The organism is Methylobacterium sp. ARG-1 (genome assembly GCF_001262595.1).
Lineage (GTDB): Bacteria > Pseudomonadota > Alphaproteobacteria > Rhizobiales > Beijerinckiaceae > Methylobacterium > Methylobacterium brachiatum.
The window spans coordinates 63,998-82,704 of sequence record NZ_LHCD01000005.1; the positions used below are offsets into that span (position 1 = coordinate 63,998).

Below are 18,707 nucleotides of genomic sequence, written 5' to 3' on the forward strand. Positions count from 1 at the left end.
CCCTTCGCAGAGAATCGCGGATGCCCGCTTTGACCGAGACGATTGCCCTCGCACGACCCCGCGCCGTCGCCGCGCGTAAAGGGCCGAGCCGGAGCCTCGACAACCTGTTCCGGGCCTGCTCCTACGGCGCGGCACTGTTCGTGCTCGTCGTGCTCGCCGGAATCCTGGGGTCGATCCTCTACGGCGGCTGGCCCGCCTTCCGCGAATTCGGATTCGCCTTCCTCACATCCAGCGCCTGGAACGTCGGGACCGAGCAGTACGGCGCCCTGGTGGCCGTGATCGGCACCGTGGCCTCCGCAACCCTCGCGCTGCTGATCGGCGTTCCGGTCTCCCTGGGGATCGCCGTCTACCTCACGCAGCTCTGCCCGGGCTGGGCCCGCAAGCCGGTGGCGATGACCATCGAGCTGCTCGCCGCGGTGCCGAGCATCATCTACGGCATGTGGGGCCTGTTCGTATTCGCACCGCTCTTCGCGCGCTTCGTCCAGATCCCGGTCTCGAACCTGGTCGAGGGCATGCCGATCGTCGGCACGCTGTTCTACGCCCGGGTGCCCTCGGGCGTCGGCGTCTTCACCGCCGGCATCATCCTGGCGATCATGATCGTGCCGTTCATCGCCTCGATTGCCCGCGACATGCTCGACCAGATCCCCACCGTGCTGCGCGAGAGCGCCTACGGCATCGGCTGCACGACCTGGGAGGTGGTGCGCCACGTTCTGGTGCCGCAGGCCTCTGTCTCGATCATTGGGGCGATCATGCTCGGCCTCGGCCGCGCCCTCGGCGAGACGATGGCGGTGACCTTCGTGATCGGCAACGCCAACCGCCTCTCGGCCTCGATCTTCGACCCGAGCTCGACGATCGCATCGCGCATCGCCAACGAGTTCAACGAGGCGGACGGCCTCCAGCTCAACGCGCTGATGGCCCTGGGCTGCATCCTCTTCGTCATCACCTTCGTGGTGCTCATCATCGCCCGGTTGCTGACGCGCCGCGTCAAGCCTGCCTGAGGAGGGCTCACGATGGACGCGTCAAACCCCATGACCACCGCCAACGCCACGCCGCGCCGCACCGGGCGGGTCCGCTCCAGCCGGCGGGTCGCCGACCGGGTGCTGCGCACCGCCTGCCTGATCGCCACGATCGTCGGCGCCGTGGTGCTCGGCTCGATCCTGCTGATGCTGATCGTCCAGGGTGTGCGCGGCTTCACGCCCGGCATGTTCGCGCACCCGACCCCCGGTCCCGGATCCGAGGGCGGCGGCATCGCCAACGCGATCTTGGGCAGCCTCGTGCTCACCGGGATCGGCATCACGATCGCGACGCCGATCGGTGTCATGGCCGGGACCTACCTCGCCGAGTACGGCCGCTTCTCCAAGATCGCCGGGGTGATCCGCTTCCTCAACGACATCCTGCTCTCGGCGCCGTCGATCCTGATCGGCCTGTTCGTCTACACGCTGATGGTGCGGCCGATGGGGACCTATTCGGGCTGGGCCGGCGGCGTGGCGCTGGCCATCATCGCCGTGCCGGTGATCGTGCGCACCACCGAGGACATGATGCGCCTGGTGCCCGGCACCCTGCGCGAGGCCGGCGCGGCGCTCGGCGCACCGCCCTCGACGGTGATCATCAGCGTCACCTGGCGGGCGGCCTCGGCCGGTATCGTCACCGGGATCATCCTGGCGCTGGCCCGCATCGCGGGCGAGACCGCGCCGCTCCTGTTCACGGCGCTCAACAACAATTCCTGGTTCTCGCCGGACCTGATGGGCGGTGTCGCGAACCTCCCGGTCATGATCTACCAGTTCGCCCTCTCGCCTTACCCGAACTGGCAGAGCCTCGCCTGGGCCGGGGCGCTTCTGATCACCGCGACGATCCTGGTGCTGTCGATCATCGCCCGTCTCGTCATCAAGCCGCAGATGTCGCGCTAAGACCCTTCTCGAGGACACGACGATGAACGCCGCCTCCGCGATCCCCACGGTCGATCTCACCCGCAACCACGCCAACGAGGGTGGGGCGGTTCGCATCGCCGTGAAGGGCCTGAACTTCTACTACGGCAGCTTCCACGGGCTGAAGAATGTCGACATCAACTTCCATGACCGTCAGGTCACGGCGCTGATCGGCCCGTCCGGCTGCGGCAAGTCCACCCTGCTGCGCTGCTTCAACAGGATCTACAGCCTCTACCCGGAGCAGCGGGCGGAGGGGCAGATCCTGCTCGAGGGCCAGAACGTGCTCGATCCCTCGATCGATCTGAACGAGCTGCGCTCGCGCATCGGCATGGTGTTCCAGAAGCCGACGCCCTTCCCGATGTCGATCTACGACAACGTCGCCTTCGGCCTGCGCCTCTACGAGAAGCTGCCGAAATCCGAACTCGACGGGCGGGTGGAGCAGGCTTTGCGCAAGGCCGCCCTCTGGGACGAGGTGAAGGACAAGCTGCGCCAGGCCGGCACCGGCCTGTCGGGCGGGCAGCAGCAGCGCCTGTGCATCGCCCGCACCGTGGCCCAGAGCCCGGAGGTGATCCTGTTCGACGAGCCCACCTCGGCCCTCGACCCGATCTCCACCGGCCGGATCGAGGAGCTGATCGAGCAGTTGCGCGACGAGTTCACCATCGTGATCGTCACCCACAACATGCAGCAGGCGGCGCGCATCTCGCAGTTCACCGCTTTCATGTATCTCGGCGAGCTGATCGAATTTGGACCCACGAACCGCATGTTCATGAACCCGGTCGAGCAGCGCACGCAGGATTACATCACCGGCCGGTTCGGCTGAACCAAAACCCCGGAGGGCGGACGGTCACCTCCGGGATGCGACGACGCCAAACGGGATATTCACCGCTTTCCGTAAAGTCGAATACGGCTTCGGCGAAAAAAGAGCACCGCTCTAAAGACTAGGGGCCGCGCCCAAGCGCAACAAGCGCCGGCGCGACTCCGGAACAGGCTGTTCGGTCGGGGAGCATCGGCACGGTCCGGTTGCTCTGGTCCCGAGCTCGGCTCGGGATGCCGGTCCTCACCGCTCCGCAGCCTGTTCTAGACAATGCAAGGGACTGGGCACCGGGGCACGCGCCCCGGCGCCCGTGACCGCAGCGGCGGGTTTCCGCCAGACCTCGCGGATCAAGGTTTGCGGGACGCCATCGAAGGATCCACCATGCCCGGCCATATCGTCAGCTCCTACGACACCGACCTCGATGACCTGCGTCGCTCCATCTCCGAGATGGGCGGCGTGGCCGAGAAGATGGCCGCCGAGGCGACCGACGCCCTGGTCCGCCGGGACGATACGCTCGCCCAGGCGGTGATCGTCGCCGACAAGCGTCTCGACGCGCTCCAGCGCGACATCGAGGAGCGGGCCGTGCTGCTCATTGCCCGGCGGCAGCCCCTGGCGATCGACCTGCGCGAGACCATCTCGGCGATCCGCGTCTCGGGCGACCTGGAGCGGATCGGCGACCTTGCCAAGAACGTCGCCAAGCGCGTCGTGGCGATTTCCGATCAGGCGCCGGCGCAGAAGATCGTGCTCGGCGTGCGGCACATGAGCGACCTCGCCGAGGCGCAGCTCAAGGACATCCTCGACGCCTACGCGAGCCGCGACGTGAAGGCCGCCTACGACGTCTGGGAGCGCGACGGCGAGATCGATGCGCTGTACAATTCGCTGTTTCGCGAACTCCTGACCTACATGATGGAAGATCCGCGCAACATCTCGTTCTGCACGCACCTGCTGTTCTGCGCCAAGAATGTCGAGCGCATCGGCGACCACACCACCAACATCGCCGAGACGATCCACTACCTCGCCACCGGTGAGACCCTGGCGGGCGAGCGGCCGAAGAACGACGCGTCGAACTACGCAACGGTCGGCCCCGCCGCCACGGCCCCGTAACAGGCGGGTCGCGGTGCGGCCGGCCCGATCCGCACGCTGCCCTGTGGGGCAACGCCCGATTGTGGCGGCCTGCGGCTTGAGGGATGGCGGCCTCTGCCGCACCATCGGCGCGTCCGGGTCCCCCGGCGCGGGCGCGCCGGCCGGTACCGAGTACGGAACAGGTTAACGAACGTGAGCATGCAAGTCCTGATCGTCGAGGACGAGGAGGCCCTGACCACCCTGCTGCGCTACAACCTGGAAGCCGAGGGCTTCCTGGTCGATTCGGCGACGCGTGGCGACGACGCAGAACTGCTCCTGGCCGAGCGCACCCCGGATCTGGTGCTGCTCGACTGGATGCTGCCGGGCCTCTCGGGGATCGAGCTGTGCCGCCGCATCCGGGCCCGGCGCGAGACCGAGCGGCTGCCGGTGATCATGCTCACCGCCCGCGGCGAGGAGGGCGACCGGGTTCGCGGCCTCGGCACGGGCGCAGACGACTACATCGTCAAGCCGTTCTCGGTTCCGGAACTGCTGGCCCGAGTGCGGGCCCTGTTGCGCCGGGCCAAGCCCGCCCATGTCGCCGACCGGCTGGCGGCTGGCGATATCGAGCTCGACCGCACCGGTCATCGGGTCCGCCGCGCCGGCGAGGAGCTCCATCTCGGCCCTACCGAGTTCCGCCTGCTCGAATTCCTGATGCTGGCCCCCGGCCGGGTCTTCTCCCGCGAGCAGCTCCTCGACGGGGTCTGGGGCCACGACGTCTATATCGACGAGCGCACCGTCGACGTGCATGTCGGGCGCCTGCGCAAGGCGCTCAACGCGCCCCGGCAGGCCGATCCGATCCGCACGGTGCGGGGGTCGGGCTACGCCTTCGACGAGACGTTCTCGCTGGAAGCCTAGACCGCCTGTCCGGTCAGCGGGCCAGCGCCGCGCTCTTGTTCGCTGAGGCCGGCACCGTTTCCAGCGCCGCCAGCACCGTCCCCTCGGTGAGGATCTGCGGCAGCACCTGGGGTTCCCCCGTCCCGGTGTAGAGCAGATACAGCGGCACGCCGCTGCGCCCGTGCTTCTCCAGCAGGCGCGTGATCTCCGGGTTCTGGTTGGTCCAGTCGCCCTTCAGGTAGGTGACGCCCCGATCCGCCATCGCTGCCCGCACCGCCTGGGTCGAGAGCGAGGTCGTCTCGTTGACAGCGCAGGTGATGCACCAGGCGGCGGTCATGTTCACGAAGACCGGGCGGCGCTCGTTCACCAGGGAATCCAGACGAGCCTGGGTGAACGGCTGGACACCGTCGGCGGCAGCCTGGGCGGCGGGGGCCGCCCGCTCGCGGTCGAGGCTGAGCGTCAGGCCTGCGACCGCCAGGATCGTGAGCACCGCGAGCCCCTGGGCGATCCGCCCGAATCGCGGCGTCGCCGCGCGCCCGTGCTCCCAGGCCCAGGCGGCGAAGCCCACCAGCACGAGGCCGATCAGCCCGGCGAGCAGCCCCTGCGGCCCGACCTGCTGCGCCAGGACCCAGACCAGCCACGCCACCGTGGCGTAGACCGGGAAGGCCAGAACCTGCTTCAGTGTCTCCATCCAGGCGCCCGGACGCGGCAACCCCCGCAGGGCCGGCGGCCACAGGGTGAGCAGCAGGAACGGCAGGGCGAGGCCGAGCCCGAGGCTCGCGAACACCGCGAGGGCGACGCCCGCGCTCTGGGTCAGCGCGAAGCCCACCGCCGAGCCCATGAACGGCGCCGTGCAGGGGGTCGCCACCAGGGTCGCCAGCACGCCGGTGAAGAACGAGCCGCTGAGCCCCGAGCGCCGGGCGAGGCCGTCGCCGAGTCCGGCGAGCCGCCCGCCGAGATGGACCACCCCCGACAGGCTTAGGCCCATCGCAAGCAGCAGATAGGCGAGGCCGGCGACCACCGCCGGCGATTGCAGCTGGAAACCCCAGCCGATCGCCGCCCCGCCGCCCTTGAGGGCGAGCAACAGGCCGGCCAAGCCGAGGAAGCTCACGAGCACACCCGCCGTGTAGGCAAGGCCGTGCAGCCGGACGCGGGCGGCGCTCTCGCCGGCGTGCCGCACGAGGCCCAGCACCTTGATGGACAGGACCGGGAAGACGCAGGGCATCAGGTTGAGGATCAGGCCGCCGAGGAAAGCGAGCCCGACCGCGCTCACCAGCGTCGGCACGTCGAAGGCGGGGGCTGCGGGCGGCGCGGCCGGGGTCTCTGGCGCCGCCGTCGGGGCCGGCAGCACCGGCTCGTCGCCATACGCGAAGGCAAGCCGGTGCGTGCCGGCACCGGTCGCCTCCTCGACGGTCAGCACGCCGGGCAGGGCGGCGGGCGCCGGCTCGGCGGGGCTGCTCCGGGCCAGGGTGAGATGCAGGCCGGCCTCGTCGACGGTCATCACCTGCGCGGCGGCATTGTCGATCGCGGTCTCGGAATAGGGGAAGAAGGACGCGCTCTTGATGGTCTCCGGCTTGAGACCCGCCGCGGCGAAATCGAGCTGCAGGGTGTCGCCCTGGCTGGACAAGCGCAGCGGCCAGAGCGCCGGAGCGGGCAGGGCGGTCCGGGCCCGCGCGAACAGGGCGGCCTGATCGGCATCGGGCCGAGGCTCGCCCACCGGCAGGGTCAGGGCGAGGTCGGCGGAGCCCGGAACGCATTCGGTCTCGCAGACCAGGTAGGTCAGCTTGGCCTGGATCCGCACCGGATCCGCCGGGTCGAGGCTCGGCGGCGGCGTGACCGGCACGAGTAAGGTGACCTCGCCCTCGTAGCCGTAATTCATCAGCGTCGCGATCGCGATGCGCTCCGGCGCCGGCCACCGGATCGCACCGGCGTTGAAGCCCGCCGGCAAGGTCCAGGTCACCTCGGGCGGCAGACCAGAATCGCCCGGATTGCGCCAGTAGACGTGCCAGCCCGGCTTCACCTGCATCCGCACCGCCAGGGTGAACGGCTGCGCGCCCGCCACCGCGACGGGCTCGGCGACCAGGCTCGCCCGCACGAGATCGGGCGGCGTGCGGAAACCCTGGGCCGACGGGGCCGACAGGCTCGCGGCGAGCATCAGGACCAGGAAGGCGAGGCGGCGGATCATATTGTCCCTTCGCGCGCGGGGCGGTCGTGGTTTCACACGGGGGTCCGCGGGACCGGCGCCGGCCCTTATAACGCGGGTGTCACGATCCTGTCCCCAGCCCGGCGCCGTGACGCCGACACCATGACACCGCTGGGGTCGCTCAGCGGGGCTCGAACAGGAGGAGGTAGAGGAAGGCTCGTCGCTGATCCGCTTCCAGGTGAGCCAGTCGGTTGACCTCCGACCGGGCCGTCTGAAGCGCCGCCTGCGCATCGGTCATCGGTTGGCAGGAAGGAGAGGGACGGATCTTAGTCGGCGGCGTGCCGCCGGTCCTGCAATTCTGAAACGGCACCGGCAATCGTGACGATATGACCACCAGATCCGCCGGGCGGCTCATAGCGCCTGATCTTCGGCTTGCGTGTCGCCGCCTGAAGATCGTTGCACACAGTCTTCAATCGTTGGTGAGATATGGAACGATAGGTCAGCGTCCAGAATGGATCGTTCCGCTGCGTCCTTCCAACGGCCTCATCGGCCGCGGCCGTCAGGATCGCGTGAAACAGGCTATGATAAGCGTTGGAGAAGGTGCGGCGTAGGTCAGCCTGCCGCAATGAGCCGCGGCCGGTTTGGAGAAGAAGCGCATCCGCCCGGCTGAACAGATGCTCCGGATTAATGAGCGCCACGTTCGTCGAGCTCACGCTGCTCGGCATACTCGTCGACCACGCGCAGCGTCTCGCCGGCCTTCTGCAGGACTTTGCGGATAGCCAATCCGGCATCGAGCAGTTTGTCACCGTCGAGCTGCTGAATAGCGTCGTCTGAGACGATCAGCTGCACGCGCCGGACATCATCGCCATCGGCCCCTTCCATGTCGCCGAGGCGGACCGCTTGCACCAGGGGGCTGCCGAAGGACGCGTTGGCGGCCATCTTGGCGATTTCGGCGAGATCGGAAGACCTTCGGGGCATATCGGCCACCTTCTGCAATCCTGGCCGATCAGCCATTGGAGTGAACGAACAAAGGCCGACTCGGAACTCCTTTCACTCTGTCCGCCTCCCTTCGCCGACCTGAGGGCGCCCGGAGCGACTCCCCACTCCTCAAGCCGCCAGCGGAGCGGTGGCGCGGTCCAGCCAGCCGCGGGTTTCGGCGTCGAGGAGCGGCGCGAGGGTGTCGCGCACCCGGGCGTGATAGGCGTCGATCCAGGCCCGCTCCTCCGGTGCGAGAAGGTCCGGGCGGATCAGCCGCCGGTCGTAGGGGGCGAGCGTCAGGGTCTCGAAGCCGAGCATCGGGCGCTCGCCGCCCGGGATGGCGCGCGGCTCGACCAGGACGAGGTTCTCGATCCGGATTCCGTAGGCGCCGGGCGCGTAGTAGCCGGGCTCGTTCGACAGGATCATGCCGGGTTCCAGGGCGACGGTCCCGGTCTTGGCGATGCGCTGCGGGCCCTCGTGCACCGACAGGAACGAGCCGACGCCGTGGCCGGTGCCATGGTCGAAATCGAGCCCCGCCTGCCAGAGCGGTGCGCGGGCGAAGGCGTCGATCTGGGCGCCGGTGGTGCCTTTCGGGAAGACCGCCCGGGCGATGGCGATGTGGCCCTTCAGCACCCGGGTGAACCGATCGCGCATCGCCTCGGTGGGCTCGCCGACCGCGACCGTGCGGGTGATGTCGGTGGTGCCGTCCGGGTATTGCGCCCCGGAATCGATCAGGAACAGCTCGCCCAGCCGCACGATCCGGTCGCTGGCGCGGGTCACCCGATAATGGACGATTGCCCCGTTCGGGCCGGAACCCGAGATCGTCGGGAACGACACGTCGCGCAGGTCGCCGCCGGCCGCGCGGAAATCCTCCAGGGCCTCCACCGCGGCGATCTCGCTCACTCCCCCGGCTTCGGCGGCGCCGTCGAGCCAGGCCAGGAAGCGCACGACGCTCGTGCCGTCGCGGGTATGGGCGGCCCGGGTGCCGGCGATCTCGGCGGCGTTCTTGACCGCCTTCATGCCGGTGATCGGGTCCTTGCCGATATCGGCGGTCCCACCCGCGGCCTCGATCTTCTCCTTCAGGGCGACGGCGCCCGTGGCGGAATCGACCCGGACGCGCACGCCGCTGAACGAGCCGAGCCCGTCATCGAGATCGGCGCGCGACAGGATCTCGGCCACCGGCGCCAGGGCCGTCCGCAGCGCCGGATCGACCTTGGGTGAGGACAGGAACAGCCGCGCTCGTCCCTCACGCGGCAGGATCGCGTAGCCGAGCGCCAGCGGCGTGTGGCCGACATCGGAGCCGCGCAAGTTGAACGCCCATGCGAGATTGTGCGGGTCCGAGATCACCAGGGCGTCGCAGCCGCCCTCGGCCAGAGCCGCGCGCACCCGCGTGAGTTTCCCGGCGACGCTCTCGCCCGCGAAGGCCTCGGGATGGGTGACCACCGGCCCGGCGGGCGGCTTCGGGCGCCCGGCCCAGACGGCATCGACCAGGTTCGGCACCGCCCGCACCGAACCGCCGGCCTTCACCGCCGCCCGTTCCAGGCGTGCAACCCCATCCGAGGTGTGCAGCCAGGGGTCGTAGCCGAGCACCTGATCGCGCTTCAGGTTGTCGGCGATCCAGGCTTCCGCGGTTGATTCGGCCAGCGGCACCACGGTGATCACGCCGGTATCGACCTGCTCGGGCGCCTGCAGGGTGTAGCGGCCGTCGACGATCAGCGCCGTCGACTCCATCAGCACCACCGCGGTTCCGGCCGAGCCCGTGAAGCCGGTGAGCCAAGCGAGCCGCTCTGCGTCGGCCGGCACGTATTCGGATTGGTGCTCATCGGCCCGGGGTACGACGAAGCCGTCCAGCGCGCTCTCGCGCAGGGCCGCGCGCAGCGCCTCGATCCGCTCCGCCCCCTTGCGGTGGCTCGGATCGTCGAAGGTCTGGAAACGGGGTCGGGGCGGACATGGCTCTGTCATCGGGGGAGCCTATCGCCGGGTGGTCCCTGGTCGCAACCGCGGGGGATCCGGGAGCGCGCTGTTCAGTTCGGCACCAGGGCCCCCGGACACCGACAATTCCTTCGCTGAACCTCTTCGCTGAACGCAGCCCGACGCTGTAACCTATGGTTTAGTGTCGTGCGCAATCTTATCACGCCAGTTCTTTGCCCTATCTCCCGCTCATGCCACGCCGCGTCTTCTACCGGATCAGCGACAGACCCGACGGCCTCTTCGACGCCATCACCACGATCGAGCCCGATACGGTGATCCGGCGCGACGGTTTCGGCTCGCTGGCCGAGGCCGAGGAATGGGTGGAGGGCCTGCGCGTGCTGATGGCCGCGTTGGGCGCTCCGGTCGCGCAAGCGGACGCGGCGGCGAGCCCGGACGTCGAGACGGCACAGGAGGATGCGACCCGAGCGGGGACGCTCCGAACCGCACGATAGAGCGGCCGCCGGTCAGGCGTTCGCCGACGGCAGGTCCCGGGCACGGCCGCTCGGGACGCCGTCATAGCCTTCGAGCCAAGCGATGCGGGCGGGCGAGTTCGCCGGATAGGGACAGGCATCCTTGGGCCGGCCCCGGGCGCGTGCATACGCGCCCTCGGTGATGGGATCGGCAGGGGGATCGTGGTGCAGCGTCTGGCTCATGCCCGGGCAATGCGCGGGCCGGTCGCCGGTTCAGCGGCGCGGCCGCTTCGCCGCACCGCCCCGCGCCAGCACCAGGGCGACCCAGCCCTCGATCAAGCCGTGGCGCACGAGGTGGAAACCCTGGTGGCGATAGGCCGAGAGCACGCCGGGCACGTCGCGTTCGATCAGCCCGGAGAGCACCAGCACGCCCGCAGGGGCGACCACGCGGGACAGAGTCGGGGCCAGCCGCCGCAGGGGACGAGCCAGAATGTTGGCGAAGACGAGGTCGAAGTGCCGCGGCCGGTCCGCGAGCCGGTGGCGCACCCCGGGCCCCTCGTAGAGCTTGAGGTAGGGCCCCAGTCCGTTGAGACGGGCGTTCTCCCGGGCGGTGCGCACCGCCTCGCCGTCGAGGTCGCCGGCCACCACCGGCTGCCGCAACGCCTTGGCGGCCGCGAAGGCCAGGATCCCGGTCCCGGTGCCCACGTCCAGGACATGCGTCGGGCGCCGCCGCTTCAACTCCGAGACCAGCGCCCGCAGGCAACCGAGGGTCGTGCCGTGATGGCCGGTGCCGAAGGCCAGGGCAGCCTCGATCTCGATCGGCAGGTCATTGCCGCGCACGGCGTCGCGGTCATGCGAGCCGTGCACGAGGAAGCGGCCGGCACGGACCGGCTTCAGCCCCTCCAAAGAGGTGCGGACCCAATCCTGCTGATCGATGGTGCGGAACTCGGCTATATCGGCCTCGTCCCCGATCACCGGGCGGATCAGGTCGCGGACGTAGTCCTCGTCCGGCGCGTCGGCGAAATAGGCCTCCAGCCGCCAGGTGCGGCCATCCTCGTCCTCGAACGCCGCGACGGCGGTCTCGGTAGGATCGAACATCTCGCCCAGCAGATCCGTCATCGCCCGGGCCGATCGCTCGTCGGTCGTGAGGCGCAGGATGTGAGTCGGGCGGTGGGGCGGCAGACCTTCGAGCATGATGCCCGGCTGTAGCGCCCGGGCGCGCCGCATCACAGGGGCAGGGGCGAAAAAAACGCAGTCCGGCCCGTCCGAGGGAGCCGACCCGGCACGTCCGGGCGGATCGAAGCCGGCCTGTCGATCGGCATCGGTGTTTTGTTGCTGCTCAGACACATCTGACAATACACGCGTTAGAAACCAACTAAATCAGTTTCCGCCCACGACATCGCAGATTACAACAGTCTCGGCTTCCCCAAGGCCAGACCCTCAACTCTGGCGCGCCGCTCTTCGGGGTCCGGCGCGCCCGTTTTGATCTGATGACAGCGCAGCCATGAACTCGCCTCTTCTCGTCAGCCTTGCCGTCACGCTCACGACCACGCTGGCGGCCACGCTCTGGGCCGCGCTGGTCGCGACCGGCATGTCGCCGGCGCCGGACAGCGACGCGAAGGACCAGCGCGACATTCGGACCTGGTGACCGGGCGACGGTTTCCGCGATTCGCAGCGGATGGCGCCCAGGAATGCGGCAGCGTGTCTGCGCGTTAACCACAGAATCCACCGATTGCCCACGGAACCGGCTGCGCGAGGCGGCGTTTTTGCCGGCTTTCTCGAGAGGCATCATCGAGCAGGGTGCGTACAGCGTGATCAAGTCCAAGCGTTCCGGACCGCGCGGGCCCGTCGTCGTGAATGACGGTGCCGTTCTTCCGTCCCCCCGCGAGCGGCTCTTCGGCGGGCCTGCACCGGACGGTCCGCTGCCGGGCCATCTCCTGGTCTTGCTGAGCCGGCTCCACCGTGCGGAAGCCACGCCGAAGGAGCGCCGGGAGCCGCCGCACGCCTGACCATGTCAGAATCCGCGCCAGCTCCTGCGCCGCGCTTGGCCCGCGAAGGCGGCGGTCTTATGGTCCCCGGGCACCCGGCCGGATGATGGGTCGCGATGAGGGGATTCCCGAGCCGATGTGCGTCTCCCGACGGATCTGGATCCTGCTCGCCGCGCTGGCGCTCGTCCCGGCTGGCCCGAGTCACGCGGCCGAGCCCGTCGTCGTCTTCGCGGCTGCCAGCCTGAAGAACGCGCTGGACGACGCGACGGCCAACTGGACCAAAGACACCGGCAAGACGGTCCGGATCTCGTATGCGGGCTCGAACGCGCTCGCCAAGCAGATCGACGCCGGGGCGCCGGCTGACCTGTTCATCTCGGCCGATCAGGCCTGGATGGACTATGCCGAGAAGGCCGGCGCCGTGACGCCGAGCTCCCGCATCGACCTCCTGCGCAACGCGCTGGTGCTGATCGCGACGGGCCCGAAGACTGTCGGCTCGGATCCGCAGGTCGCGCTCGCACCGGATCTCGGCTCGACGCTCACCCGGATGCTTGGGGGCGGCAAGCTGGCGATGGCCACGATCGATGCCGTCCCGGCCGGGAAATATGGCAAGGCCGCTCTGGAGAAGCTCGGCGCGTGGGATTCGGTAAAGGGCCAGGTCGCCCAGGCCGAGAACGTGCGGGCCGCCCTGCTGCTGGTGGCCCGAGGCGAGGCACCGCTCGGCATCGTCTACGCCACGGATGCGGCGGCCGAGCCGAACGTCCATGTGGTCGCGACCTTTCCGTCCGACAGCCACCCGCCGATCATCTACCCGGCGGCCCTCATCAAGGAGTCGCGCAATCCCGACACCGCCGCCCTGCTGACCTATTTGCGCAGCCCGGCGGCTCGGGGCGCCTTCGAGCGCCAGGGCTTTACAGTGGTCGGGACGCCCGGCGCCGGCCACTAGACCCGCGACGTTGTTCGGCCTGCCCCCCGACGCCTGGAACGCCGTCGCCTTGAGCCTGCGGGTGGCGAGCGTCGCCACGCTGGCGAGCCTGCTTCCGGGCCTCGCCGTGGCGTGGCTGCTGGCGCGACGCCGTTTCCCGGGCCGCGCGCTGCTCGACGGACTGGTCCACCTGCCGCTGATCCTGCCCCCGGTGGTGACCGGCTACCTGCTGCTGCTCGCGCTCGGGCGGCGCGGCGTTCTGGGCGGGGCGCTCGCGGAGATCGGCATCGTCTTCGCCTTCCGGTGGACCGGGGCGGCCCTGGCCTGCGCGGTGATGGGATTCCCGCTCATGGTCCGGGCGATGCGGCTGTCGATCGAGGCGGTCGACCCCAGGCTCGAACAGGCGGCCGGCACCCTCGGGGCGAGCCCGCTCGCGGTCTTCCTGACCGTGACGCTGCCGCTCAGCCTGCCCGGCTGCATCGCGGGCGCCGTGCTCGCCTTCGCCAAGGCGATGGGCGAGTTCGGCGCCACGATCACCTTCGTGTCCAACATCCCCGGGGAGACCCAGACCCTGCCCTCGGCGATCTACACGCTGACTCAGGTCCCCGGCGGGGAGGGGCCGGCTCTGCGCCTGACCCTGATCTCGGTCGCCCTGTCGGTGGCGGCCCTGCTGATCTCGGAATTCCTAGCCGCGCGCGCCGCGCGACGTCTGCGAGCCGGCTGAATGGCGGGACGAGCCAGAATGCCGGCCGGCCGGCCGCGATCAGGCATAGGCGTAAGGTCCGCCCCGCTCCAGCGCCTGCCGGTAGGCCGGGCGGGCGTGAATGCGCGCGAGCCAAGCGGTGACGCGCGGTCCGGCGCCGGTGCCGCGCGCCGCGAAGGCTTCGAGCGGGAAGCTCATCATGATGTCAGCCGCGGTGAAGTCGGCCCCGCAAAAATACGGCCGGTCGGCGAGCTCGCCTTCCCAGAAGGCCGCGTGCCGGCGCAGGTCCGGATCGACGAAGCTCTGCAGCACCGTGTCGGCGATCCGGCGAACCAGGGGCCGCAGGGCCCAGGGGCTGCCCGGGGCGAGACGCGAGAAGACCAGCTTGAGCAGCAGCGGCGGCATGGCCGAGCCTTCGGCGTAGTGCAGCCAATAGGAGTAGCGCGCCCGCTCGGGCGTTCCCGGGGCGGGCACCAGGGCACCCCCGGCCCGGTCGGTCAGGGAGGTAACGATGGCGCCGGTCTCGGCCACCACGATCCCGTCCTCGGTGATGACCGGGGACTTGCCGAGCGGGTGGATCGCCGTCAGGTCCGGGGGCGCCCGCATGGTCTGCGGATCCCGCGCGTAGCGCTTCACAATGTAGGGCAGGCCGAGTTCCTCGAGCAGCCAGAGCACGCGCTGCGAGCGGCTATTCTCGAGATGGTGGACTGTGATCATCGTGGGCGCTCCGTGGCGGTGTCCAACGCGCCGCGCCGCCGCCCGTGCCGCCAGGGACGCAGGGCGTGAGCATCCAGGTCGATGTCCATCTCCGGCGCGGCGCCTTCGCCCTGGAGGCGGCGTTCGCGGCGGGGCCGGGTCTGACCGCCCTGTTCGGCCGCTCGGGCTCCGGCAAGACGACGCTGATCGACCTCATCGCCGGGCTGGCCCGGCCGGATCATGGCCGGATCGTCGTCGAGGGCGCGACGCTGGTCGACAATGCAGCGGGGATCTTCCTTCCGCCGCATCGCCGTCGGGTCGGGGTGGTGTTCCAGGACGCGCGGCTGTTCCCGCATCTCAGCGTGCGGACCAATCTCGGCTACGGCCGCGTCTTCGGACGCCAGCAAGCCGACCCGGCCGGCTTCACCGCGGTGACCGAGATGCTGGGGATCGGCCACCTCCTCGACCGGAGGCCCGCGGGCCTCTCGGGGGGCGAGCGCCAGCGGGTGGCGATCGGGCGGGCGCTGCTCGCCAAGCCGCGCCTGCTGCTGATGGACGAGCCGCTGGCGGCCCTGGACGAGGCCCGGAAGGCCGAGATCCTCCCCTATATTGAGCGCCTGCGCGACGAGGCGGGCGTGCCCATCGTCTATGTCAGCCACGCGGTCGCCGAAGTGGCGCGGCTCGCGACGACGGTGATCGTGCTGGAAGCCGGGCGCGTGGCCGCGTCGGGCCCCGCCGAGGCGATCCTGCGCCGGGCCGATCTCGTGCCGATCCACGAGGCGGAAGCCGGGGCGCTTCTCGACATGGTCGTCGCCGGAGCCGATCCCGAGACCGGGCTCACCCGGCTGACCGGCCGAGCCGGGCCGCTGCTGGTGCCGGGCCTGGCGGCCCGCGCGATCGGGACGCGGCTGCGCGTGCGAATCGCCGCCCGCGACGTGCTGGTGGCGACCGAGCGTCCCCGGGGCTTGAGCGCGCGCAACATCCTGCCCGGCCGGGTCGCGACGCTGACCCCGAGCGGCGCCGAGGTCTCGGTGGAGATCGATTGCAACGGCGCGTTGATCGCCGCGCGCGTCACCGCGGCTGCGATCCGCGAACTCGGCTTGGCGCCGGGACGGCCGGTCCATGTCGTGATCAAGAGCGCCGCTTTCGATCCGGCAGGAATCGGGACGCTGCGACCCGCCGTGGAAATCTGAGCCTCCCGTATTCGCGCCGAAGCACTGGAATTCGGGCAATGACCACAACCTTTGATTAGAAGATCGATGCCACCATGGGTTGTGCAGCTGTCGCGGCTGCACGAGCTTCGAAGGGCGTTTCGATGAGCTGGCTCCGCGTGCTTGGGCGAAACGGACGCGCCGGATTGGCCTGCCGCCGCGGCGGTTCCGCGGTCGAGTTCGCCCTCGTCGCGCCGATCCTGCTGATGCTGTTTGCGGGCATCACCGCCTTCGGCATCTGCCTGGGTGCCGCCCACAACCTTCGTCAGATCGCGGCCGAAGCCGCCCGCGCTTCCATCGCGGGCGTCACCGACAAGGAGCGGGAGACCCTGGCCCAGACCATGGTGCTGCGCAGCCTCAGCAGCGGCGCGATGTTCCGTCCGGAGAGCGTCAAGGTCCTGGTCGGTCCCGATCCGAAAGACGCCACGATGTACACGGTCACCGTGACCCTGGACGCCAACACGCTGGGCATCAACGCCTTTTCCAAGCTGATCCCGATGCTGCCGACAGTCCTGCGCAGCACCATCAGCGTTAGGAAGGGCGGCTTGTGACCGGAGGGCGGGCAGCCGTTCGGGCGCGGAGCTTCGGCCGGGCCCGCGGCGGCAACGTGGTGATCCTGGTGGCGCTCGGCAGTTCCCTGCTGATGGGTGCCGGCGCGGTCGGGATCGATCTCGGCCAGGTGTTCCAGGCCCGGCGCAAGGCGCAGGGCGCGGCCGACATCGCCGCCATGCTGGCGGCCGTCGACCTGACCAAGGCCGACGCGGTGGCGCGCCGCTCCCTCGGCGACAACGGCTACGACGCTACGCAGGCGACGGTGGCGACCGGCGGCTACGATGCCAGCGCTCCCAACGCCGTCCCCGGGAGTCGTTTCAACCCTGGGATGAGCCCGGCCAACGCCGTGCGGGTCGGCCTGGCGACCACCGTGCCGGTGACCTTCGGCCGGGCGATCGGGCTGCCCGGCACCGTGCCGATCCGGGTCACCGGAACCGCCGCCAGCGCGCAATTCGCGGCGTTCACGATCGGCTCGGGCACAGCCGGCCTGAAGGACGGCATCCCCAATGCCGTGCTCGGCGCCCTGCTCGGGGCCAAGCTGTCGCTGGGCGTGAGCGACTACGCCGCACTGGCCAGCGCCAAGATCGACGGCCTGCGCGTGCTCGATGCGCTCGCGGCGAGCCTCAACCTGCAGGCGGCCAACTACACCGAGATCGTCCAGGCCCATGCCAGCGTCGGGCAGATGCTGATGGCGATGCGGGTCGCCGCGCAGGGCAATTCCGCCGCCGTCTCGGCCCTCTCCGGCATCCTCAACGCCCTGCCGAATGCCGGCAACCTCGTGCCGGTCGGACAGGTTGACGCCTTGGGCGATGTGGCGGCGCTCGCCCCCGGGCGCGGCCTGGCCGGCCCTTCGCTGAACCTGATGGACCTGGTGGCCGCCACGGCGTCGCTGGCCAACGGGCAGAACCAGGTGGCGATCGATCTCGGCGCCACCGTGCCGGGCCTGCTCTCGACCCGGCTGACCCTGGCGATCGGCGAACGCCGCCGCAGCTCCGGCTGGGTCCGCCCCGGCAGCCCCAACGCCACGGTGAAGACCGCGCAGACCCGGCTGCTGATCGAGGCCACGGTCTCGGCCCCGCTCGGGCTCGGGACCGTGTACCTGCCGATCTACGCCGAGGTCGCCCCGGCCCAGGCGACCCTGCGCACGCTCAGCTGCTCCGGTGCGAGCGGTGGGCGCCAGGCCACCATCGAGGCGCAGACCGGGCTCGCGACCCTGGCGATCGCAGCTGTGTCGCGGGCTTCGATCCAGGGTGGCAGCACGGGCCCGGACCTGTCGCAGCCCGCCGTCCTGATCGGGCTTCCGCTGGTGAACGTCTCCGGCCGGACGGTGACGAATATCGGCGCGGGCAGGCAGACGTTGACCTTCACGGATGCGGACATCGCCAACCACACCGCGCGGACGGTATCGTCGGGGAACGTCCTGCAATCCCTGACCGGCAGCCTGCTCGGTAACCTCAGCCTCAACCTGAACGGCCTAGGGCTGAACCCGCTGCTGCAATCCACCCTCGCCACGACGCTCGGCCTCGCCGCCGGGCCCCTCGACTTCGTGCTCGACCAGGTATTGCGCAGCCTCGGCCTGCGGATCGGCTACGCGGATATCGAGATGGACGGCACCCTCTGCAGCCAGGCCGTGCTGGTGCAGTGAGGCCGTCGCCCGGCCCCTCAATGGCCGCGCCGGCCCCCGTTGCCGGCTGGCGCCTTGGCGATGCTCTGGCCGAGGCGCAGCAGAAGCATATCGATCAGCAATTGTAGCTCCGAATCCGCCACGCCTTCCAGCGCATCCCTGCACTCGATAGCCCGGTCGATCGCCACCGAGAGCGCGTCCAGCGGCTCGATGCGCGAGGCGACATCCTGATCGGTGTCGCGCCGGCTATCGGTCACGTCGATGATCAGGCCGTGCCCGGCACGTCGGCTCGAGGCGTTCGCGGGCACGCGGCCGCGGTCGAGGATCCACCGGACCTGACCGGACGGCGACAGGGTGCGGTACTCGGCCACGAACGGGCCGCCGCGCTCACACACGGCCTGGAAATGGCGCACCAGGGCCGGGCGGTCCTCGGGATGGATGCAGGATCGGGCGATCTCCAGGGGGATCGGTCGGCCGGCCAGGCCGGGATCGCCCGCCAGCACCTCGGCGGCGCCGGCATCCAGGATGCAGCGCTCGGAACGGGGCGACCACGACCACGCACCGATGACGCCGGAAGCGTCCAGGGCTGCCGACAGATCGACCGGCAAGCCGCGCGTGCGCTTGATCGCGTCAACAACCATGGGCGACCTCCGAAACCGGCGTGCCCCTCGCACGCATCCCTTGTAGTCATACAACCCTTGATGGAATTAAGAGGTGGTTAACTCAACAGCGCAACCTCGATTCCCTACCGGTCATTCTACTGACGCAGCGAGACAATTTGGCGCGAGCGACCCGCGGCTTGCGGCGTTCTAAC

21 protein-coding genes are annotated in these 18,707 nt (G+C 70.0%); 13 read left to right on the forward strand and 8 right to left on the reverse strand.

Going from position 1 to position 18,707, the window contains the following annotated elements; translation table 11 throughout:
• Positions 1–20: 20 nt before the first annotated feature.
• From pstC to phoB, 5 genes are all read left to right on the forward strand, one after another.
• Entirely contained in the window at positions 21–998 is a 978-nt protein-coding gene (gene pstC / locus AKJ13_RS07640; protein ID WP_007562346.1) for a phosphate ABC transporter permease subunit PstC, read from the forward strand.
• Positions 999–1,010: 12 nt separating this feature from the next.
• A complete protein-coding gene (pstA, locus tag AKJ13_RS07645; protein WP_007562348.1) occupies positions 1,011–1,907 on the forward strand; it encodes a phosphate ABC transporter permease PstA in 897 nt (298 codons plus the stop codon).
• 22 nt (positions 1,908–1,929) lie between these two features.
• Positions 1,930–2,745 (forward strand): phosphate ABC transporter ATP-binding protein PstB, encoded by an 816-nt coding sequence (gene pstB, locus AKJ13_RS07650; RefSeq protein WP_050732826.1) that lies wholly within the window; start codon positions 1,930–1,932, stop codon positions 2,743–2,745.
• A gap of 375 nt (positions 2,746–3,120) precedes the next feature.
• Complete coding sequence (gene phoU / locus AKJ13_RS07655) at positions 3,121–3,843, forward strand: phosphate signaling complex protein PhoU (RefSeq protein ID WP_007562352.1); 723 nt, start codon at positions 3,121–3,123, stop codon at positions 3,841–3,843.
• 177 nt (positions 3,844–4,020) lie between these two features.
• Positions 4,021–4,716 (forward strand): phosphate regulon transcriptional regulator PhoB, encoded by a 696-nt coding sequence (phoB, locus tag AKJ13_RS07660; protein ID WP_007562354.1) that lies wholly within the window; start codon positions 4,021–4,023, stop codon positions 4,714–4,716.
• Between the two features lie 13 nt (positions 4,717–4,729).
• Here the strand turns inward: phoB and AKJ13_RS07665 are convergent, their stop codons facing one another.
• The 4 genes from AKJ13_RS07665 to AKJ13_RS07675 all read right to left on the reverse strand — a co-directional run bounded on the left by AKJ13_RS07665 (position 4,730) and on the right by AKJ13_RS07675 (position 9,778).
• The gene (locus AKJ13_RS07665; RefSeq protein WP_144426205.1) at positions 4,730–6,880 is read right to left on the reverse strand and encodes a protein-disulfide reductase DsbD domain-containing protein; all 2,151 of its coding nucleotides are present in this window, start codon (positions 6,878–6,880) and stop codon (positions 4,730–4,732) included.
• Positions 6,881–7,164: 284 nt separating this feature from the next.
• Positions 7,165–7,551: a hypothetical protein gene (locus AKJ13_RS31310; RefSeq protein ID WP_144426206.1), complete on the reverse strand. Its 387-nt coding sequence runs from the start codon at positions 7,549–7,551 to the stop codon at positions 7,165–7,167.
• The gene (locus tag AKJ13_RS07670) at positions 7,523–7,825 is read right to left on the reverse strand and encodes a hypothetical protein (RefSeq protein WP_144426207.1); all 303 of its coding nucleotides are present in this window, start codon (positions 7,823–7,825) and stop codon (positions 7,523–7,525) included. The genes AKJ13_RS31310 and AKJ13_RS07670 overlap by 29 nt, the downstream gene beginning before the upstream one ends.
• A gap of 120 nt (positions 7,826–7,945) precedes the next feature.
• Positions 7,946–9,778: an aminopeptidase P family protein gene (locus AKJ13_RS07675; protein ID WP_050732828.1), complete on the reverse strand. Its 1,833-nt coding sequence runs from the start codon at positions 9,776–9,778 to the stop codon at positions 7,946–7,948.
• A gap of 200 nt (positions 9,779–9,978) precedes the next feature.
• On the opposite strand from AKJ13_RS07675, the gene AKJ13_RS07680 reads away from it, so the two are divergent.
• A complete protein-coding gene (locus AKJ13_RS07680) occupies positions 9,979–10,239 on the forward strand; it encodes a hypothetical protein (RefSeq protein WP_050732829.1) in 261 nt (86 codons plus the stop codon).
• A 12-nt stretch (positions 10,240–10,251) separates the two neighbouring features.
• Here the strand turns inward: AKJ13_RS07680 and AKJ13_RS07685 are convergent, their stop codons facing one another.
• Both AKJ13_RS07685 and AKJ13_RS07690 read right to left on the reverse strand, forming a co-directional pair.
• Entirely contained in the window at positions 10,252–10,440 is a 189-nt protein-coding gene (locus AKJ13_RS07685; protein WP_050732830.1) for an Rmf/CrpP family protein, read from the reverse strand.
• Positions 10,441–10,470: 30 nt separating this feature from the next.
• Positions 10,471–11,391 (reverse strand): 50S ribosomal protein L11 methyltransferase, encoded by a 921-nt coding sequence (locus AKJ13_RS07690; protein ID WP_050732831.1) that lies wholly within the window; start codon positions 11,389–11,391, stop codon positions 10,471–10,473.
• 310 nt (positions 11,392–11,701) lie between these two features.
• Here AKJ13_RS07690 and AKJ13_RS32215 point away from each other — a divergent pair, with 310 nt between their 5' ends.
• The 4 genes from AKJ13_RS32215 (at position 11,702) to modB (ending at position 13,831) form a co-directional block, all read left to right on the forward strand.
• On the forward strand, positions 11,702–11,845 hold the full coding sequence (locus tag AKJ13_RS32215; RefSeq protein WP_200905603.1) for a hypothetical protein: 144 nt from the start codon (positions 11,702–11,704) through the stop codon (positions 11,843–11,845).
• A gap of 43 nt (positions 11,846–11,888) precedes the next feature.
• Positions 11,889–12,206, forward strand: coding sequence for a hypothetical protein (locus AKJ13_RS32575; RefSeq protein ID WP_244471542.1), 318 nt, complete (start codon positions 11,889–11,891; stop codon positions 12,204–12,206).
• Positions 12,207–12,321: 115 nt separating this feature from the next.
• Entirely contained in the window at positions 12,322–13,128 is an 807-nt protein-coding gene (modA, locus tag AKJ13_RS07700; protein WP_050732832.1) for a molybdate ABC transporter substrate-binding protein, read from the forward strand.
• Positions 13,129–13,138: 10 nt separating this feature from the next.
• Entirely contained in the window at positions 13,139–13,831 is a 693-nt protein-coding gene (gene modB, locus AKJ13_RS07705) for a molybdate ABC transporter permease subunit (RefSeq protein WP_050732833.1), read from the forward strand.
• Positions 13,832–13,870: 39 nt separating this feature from the next.
• Here the strand turns inward: modB and AKJ13_RS07710 are convergent, their stop codons facing one another.
• Positions 13,871–14,527, reverse strand: a complete 657-nt coding sequence (locus AKJ13_RS07710) for a glutathione S-transferase (RefSeq protein ID WP_050732834.1) — start codon at positions 14,525–14,527, stop codon at positions 13,871–13,873.
• A gap of 65 nt (positions 14,528–14,592) precedes the next feature.
• On the opposite strand from AKJ13_RS07710, the gene modC reads away from it, so the two are divergent.
• The 3 genes from modC (at position 14,593) to AKJ13_RS07725 (ending at position 17,914) form a co-directional block, all read left to right on the forward strand.
• On the forward strand, positions 14,593–15,699 hold the full coding sequence (gene modC / locus AKJ13_RS07715) for a molybdenum ABC transporter ATP-binding protein (protein ID WP_050732835.1): 1,107 nt from the start codon (positions 14,593–14,595) through the stop codon (positions 15,697–15,699).
• 122 nt (positions 15,700–15,821) lie between these two features.
• Positions 15,822–16,268, forward strand: a complete 447-nt coding sequence (locus AKJ13_RS07720; protein ID WP_050732836.1) for a TadE/TadG family type IV pilus assembly protein — start codon at positions 15,822–15,824, stop codon at positions 16,266–16,268.
• Positions 16,265–17,914, forward strand: coding sequence for a TadG family pilus assembly protein (locus AKJ13_RS07725; protein ID WP_050732837.1), 1,650 nt, complete (start codon positions 16,265–16,267; stop codon positions 17,912–17,914). Before AKJ13_RS07720 ends, AKJ13_RS07725 begins: the two co-directional genes overlap by 4 nt.
• Positions 17,915–17,931: 17 nt before the next feature.
• On the opposite strand, the gene AKJ13_RS07730 is transcribed toward AKJ13_RS07725, so the two are convergent.
• The gene (locus AKJ13_RS07730; protein ID WP_050732838.1) at positions 17,932–18,534 is read right to left on the reverse strand and encodes a PAS domain-containing protein; all 603 of its coding nucleotides are present in this window, start codon (positions 18,532–18,534) and stop codon (positions 17,932–17,934) included.
• Between the last annotated feature and the right edge of the window lie 173 nt (positions 18,535–18,707).

Bases quoted from the DNA above. Each gene is read 5' to 3' on its own strand.
- phoU (WP_007562352.1), top strand. From the start codon at position 3,121: ATGCCCGGCCATATCGTCAGCTCCTACGACACCGACCTCGATGACCTG.
- pstA (WP_007562348.1), top strand. From the start codon at position 1,011: ATGGACGCGTCAAACCCCATGACCACCGCCAACGCCACGCCGCGCCGC.
- AKJ13_RS07665 (WP_144426205.1), bottom strand. From the start codon at position 6,880: ATGATCCGCCGCCTCGCCTTCCTGGTCCTGATGCTCGCCGCGAGCCTG.
- AKJ13_RS07710 (WP_050732834.1), bottom strand. From the start codon at position 14,527: ATGATCACAGTCCACCATCTCGAGAATAGCCGCTCGCAGCGCGTGCTC.
- phoB (WP_007562354.1), top strand. From the start codon at position 4,021: ATGCAAGTCCTGATCGTCGAGGACGAGGAGGCCCTGACCACCCTGCTG.
- AKJ13_RS07680 (WP_050732829.1), top strand. From the start codon at position 9,979: ATGCCACGCCGCGTCTTCTACCGGATCAGCGACAGACCCGACGGCCTC.
- AKJ13_RS32575 (WP_244471542.1), top strand. From the start codon at position 11,889: ATGCGGCAGCGTGTCTGCGCGTTAACCACAGAATCCACCGATTGCCCA.
- AKJ13_RS07690 (WP_050732831.1), bottom strand. From the start codon at position 11,391: ATGCTCGAAGGTCTGCCGCCCCACCGCCCGACTCACATCCTGCGCCTC.
- AKJ13_RS07720 (WP_050732836.1), top strand. From the start codon at position 15,822: ATGAGCTGGCTCCGCGTGCTTGGGCGAAACGGACGCGCCGGATTGGCC.
- AKJ13_RS07730 (WP_050732838.1), bottom strand. From the start codon at position 18,534: ATGGTTGTTGACGCGATCAAGCGCACGCGCGGCTTGCCGGTCGATCTG.
- AKJ13_RS07675 (WP_050732828.1), bottom strand. From the start codon at position 9,778: ATGACAGAGCCATGTCCGCCCCGACCCCGTTTCCAGACCTTCGACGAT.
- AKJ13_RS32215 (WP_200905603.1), top strand. From the start codon at position 11,702: ATGAACTCGCCTCTTCTCGTCAGCCTTGCCGTCACGCTCACGACCACG.
- AKJ13_RS07685 (WP_050732830.1), bottom strand. From the start codon at position 10,440: ATGAGCCAGACGCTGCACCACGATCCCCCTGCCGATCCCATCACCGAG.
- pstC (WP_007562346.1), top strand. From the start codon at position 21: ATGCCCGCTTTGACCGAGACGATTGCCCTCGCACGACCCCGCGCCGTC.
- pstB (WP_050732826.1), top strand. From the start codon at position 1,930: ATGAACGCCGCCTCCGCGATCCCCACGGTCGATCTCACCCGCAACCAC.
- modA (WP_050732832.1), top strand. From the start codon at position 12,322: ATGTGCGTCTCCCGACGGATCTGGATCCTGCTCGCCGCGCTGGCGCTC.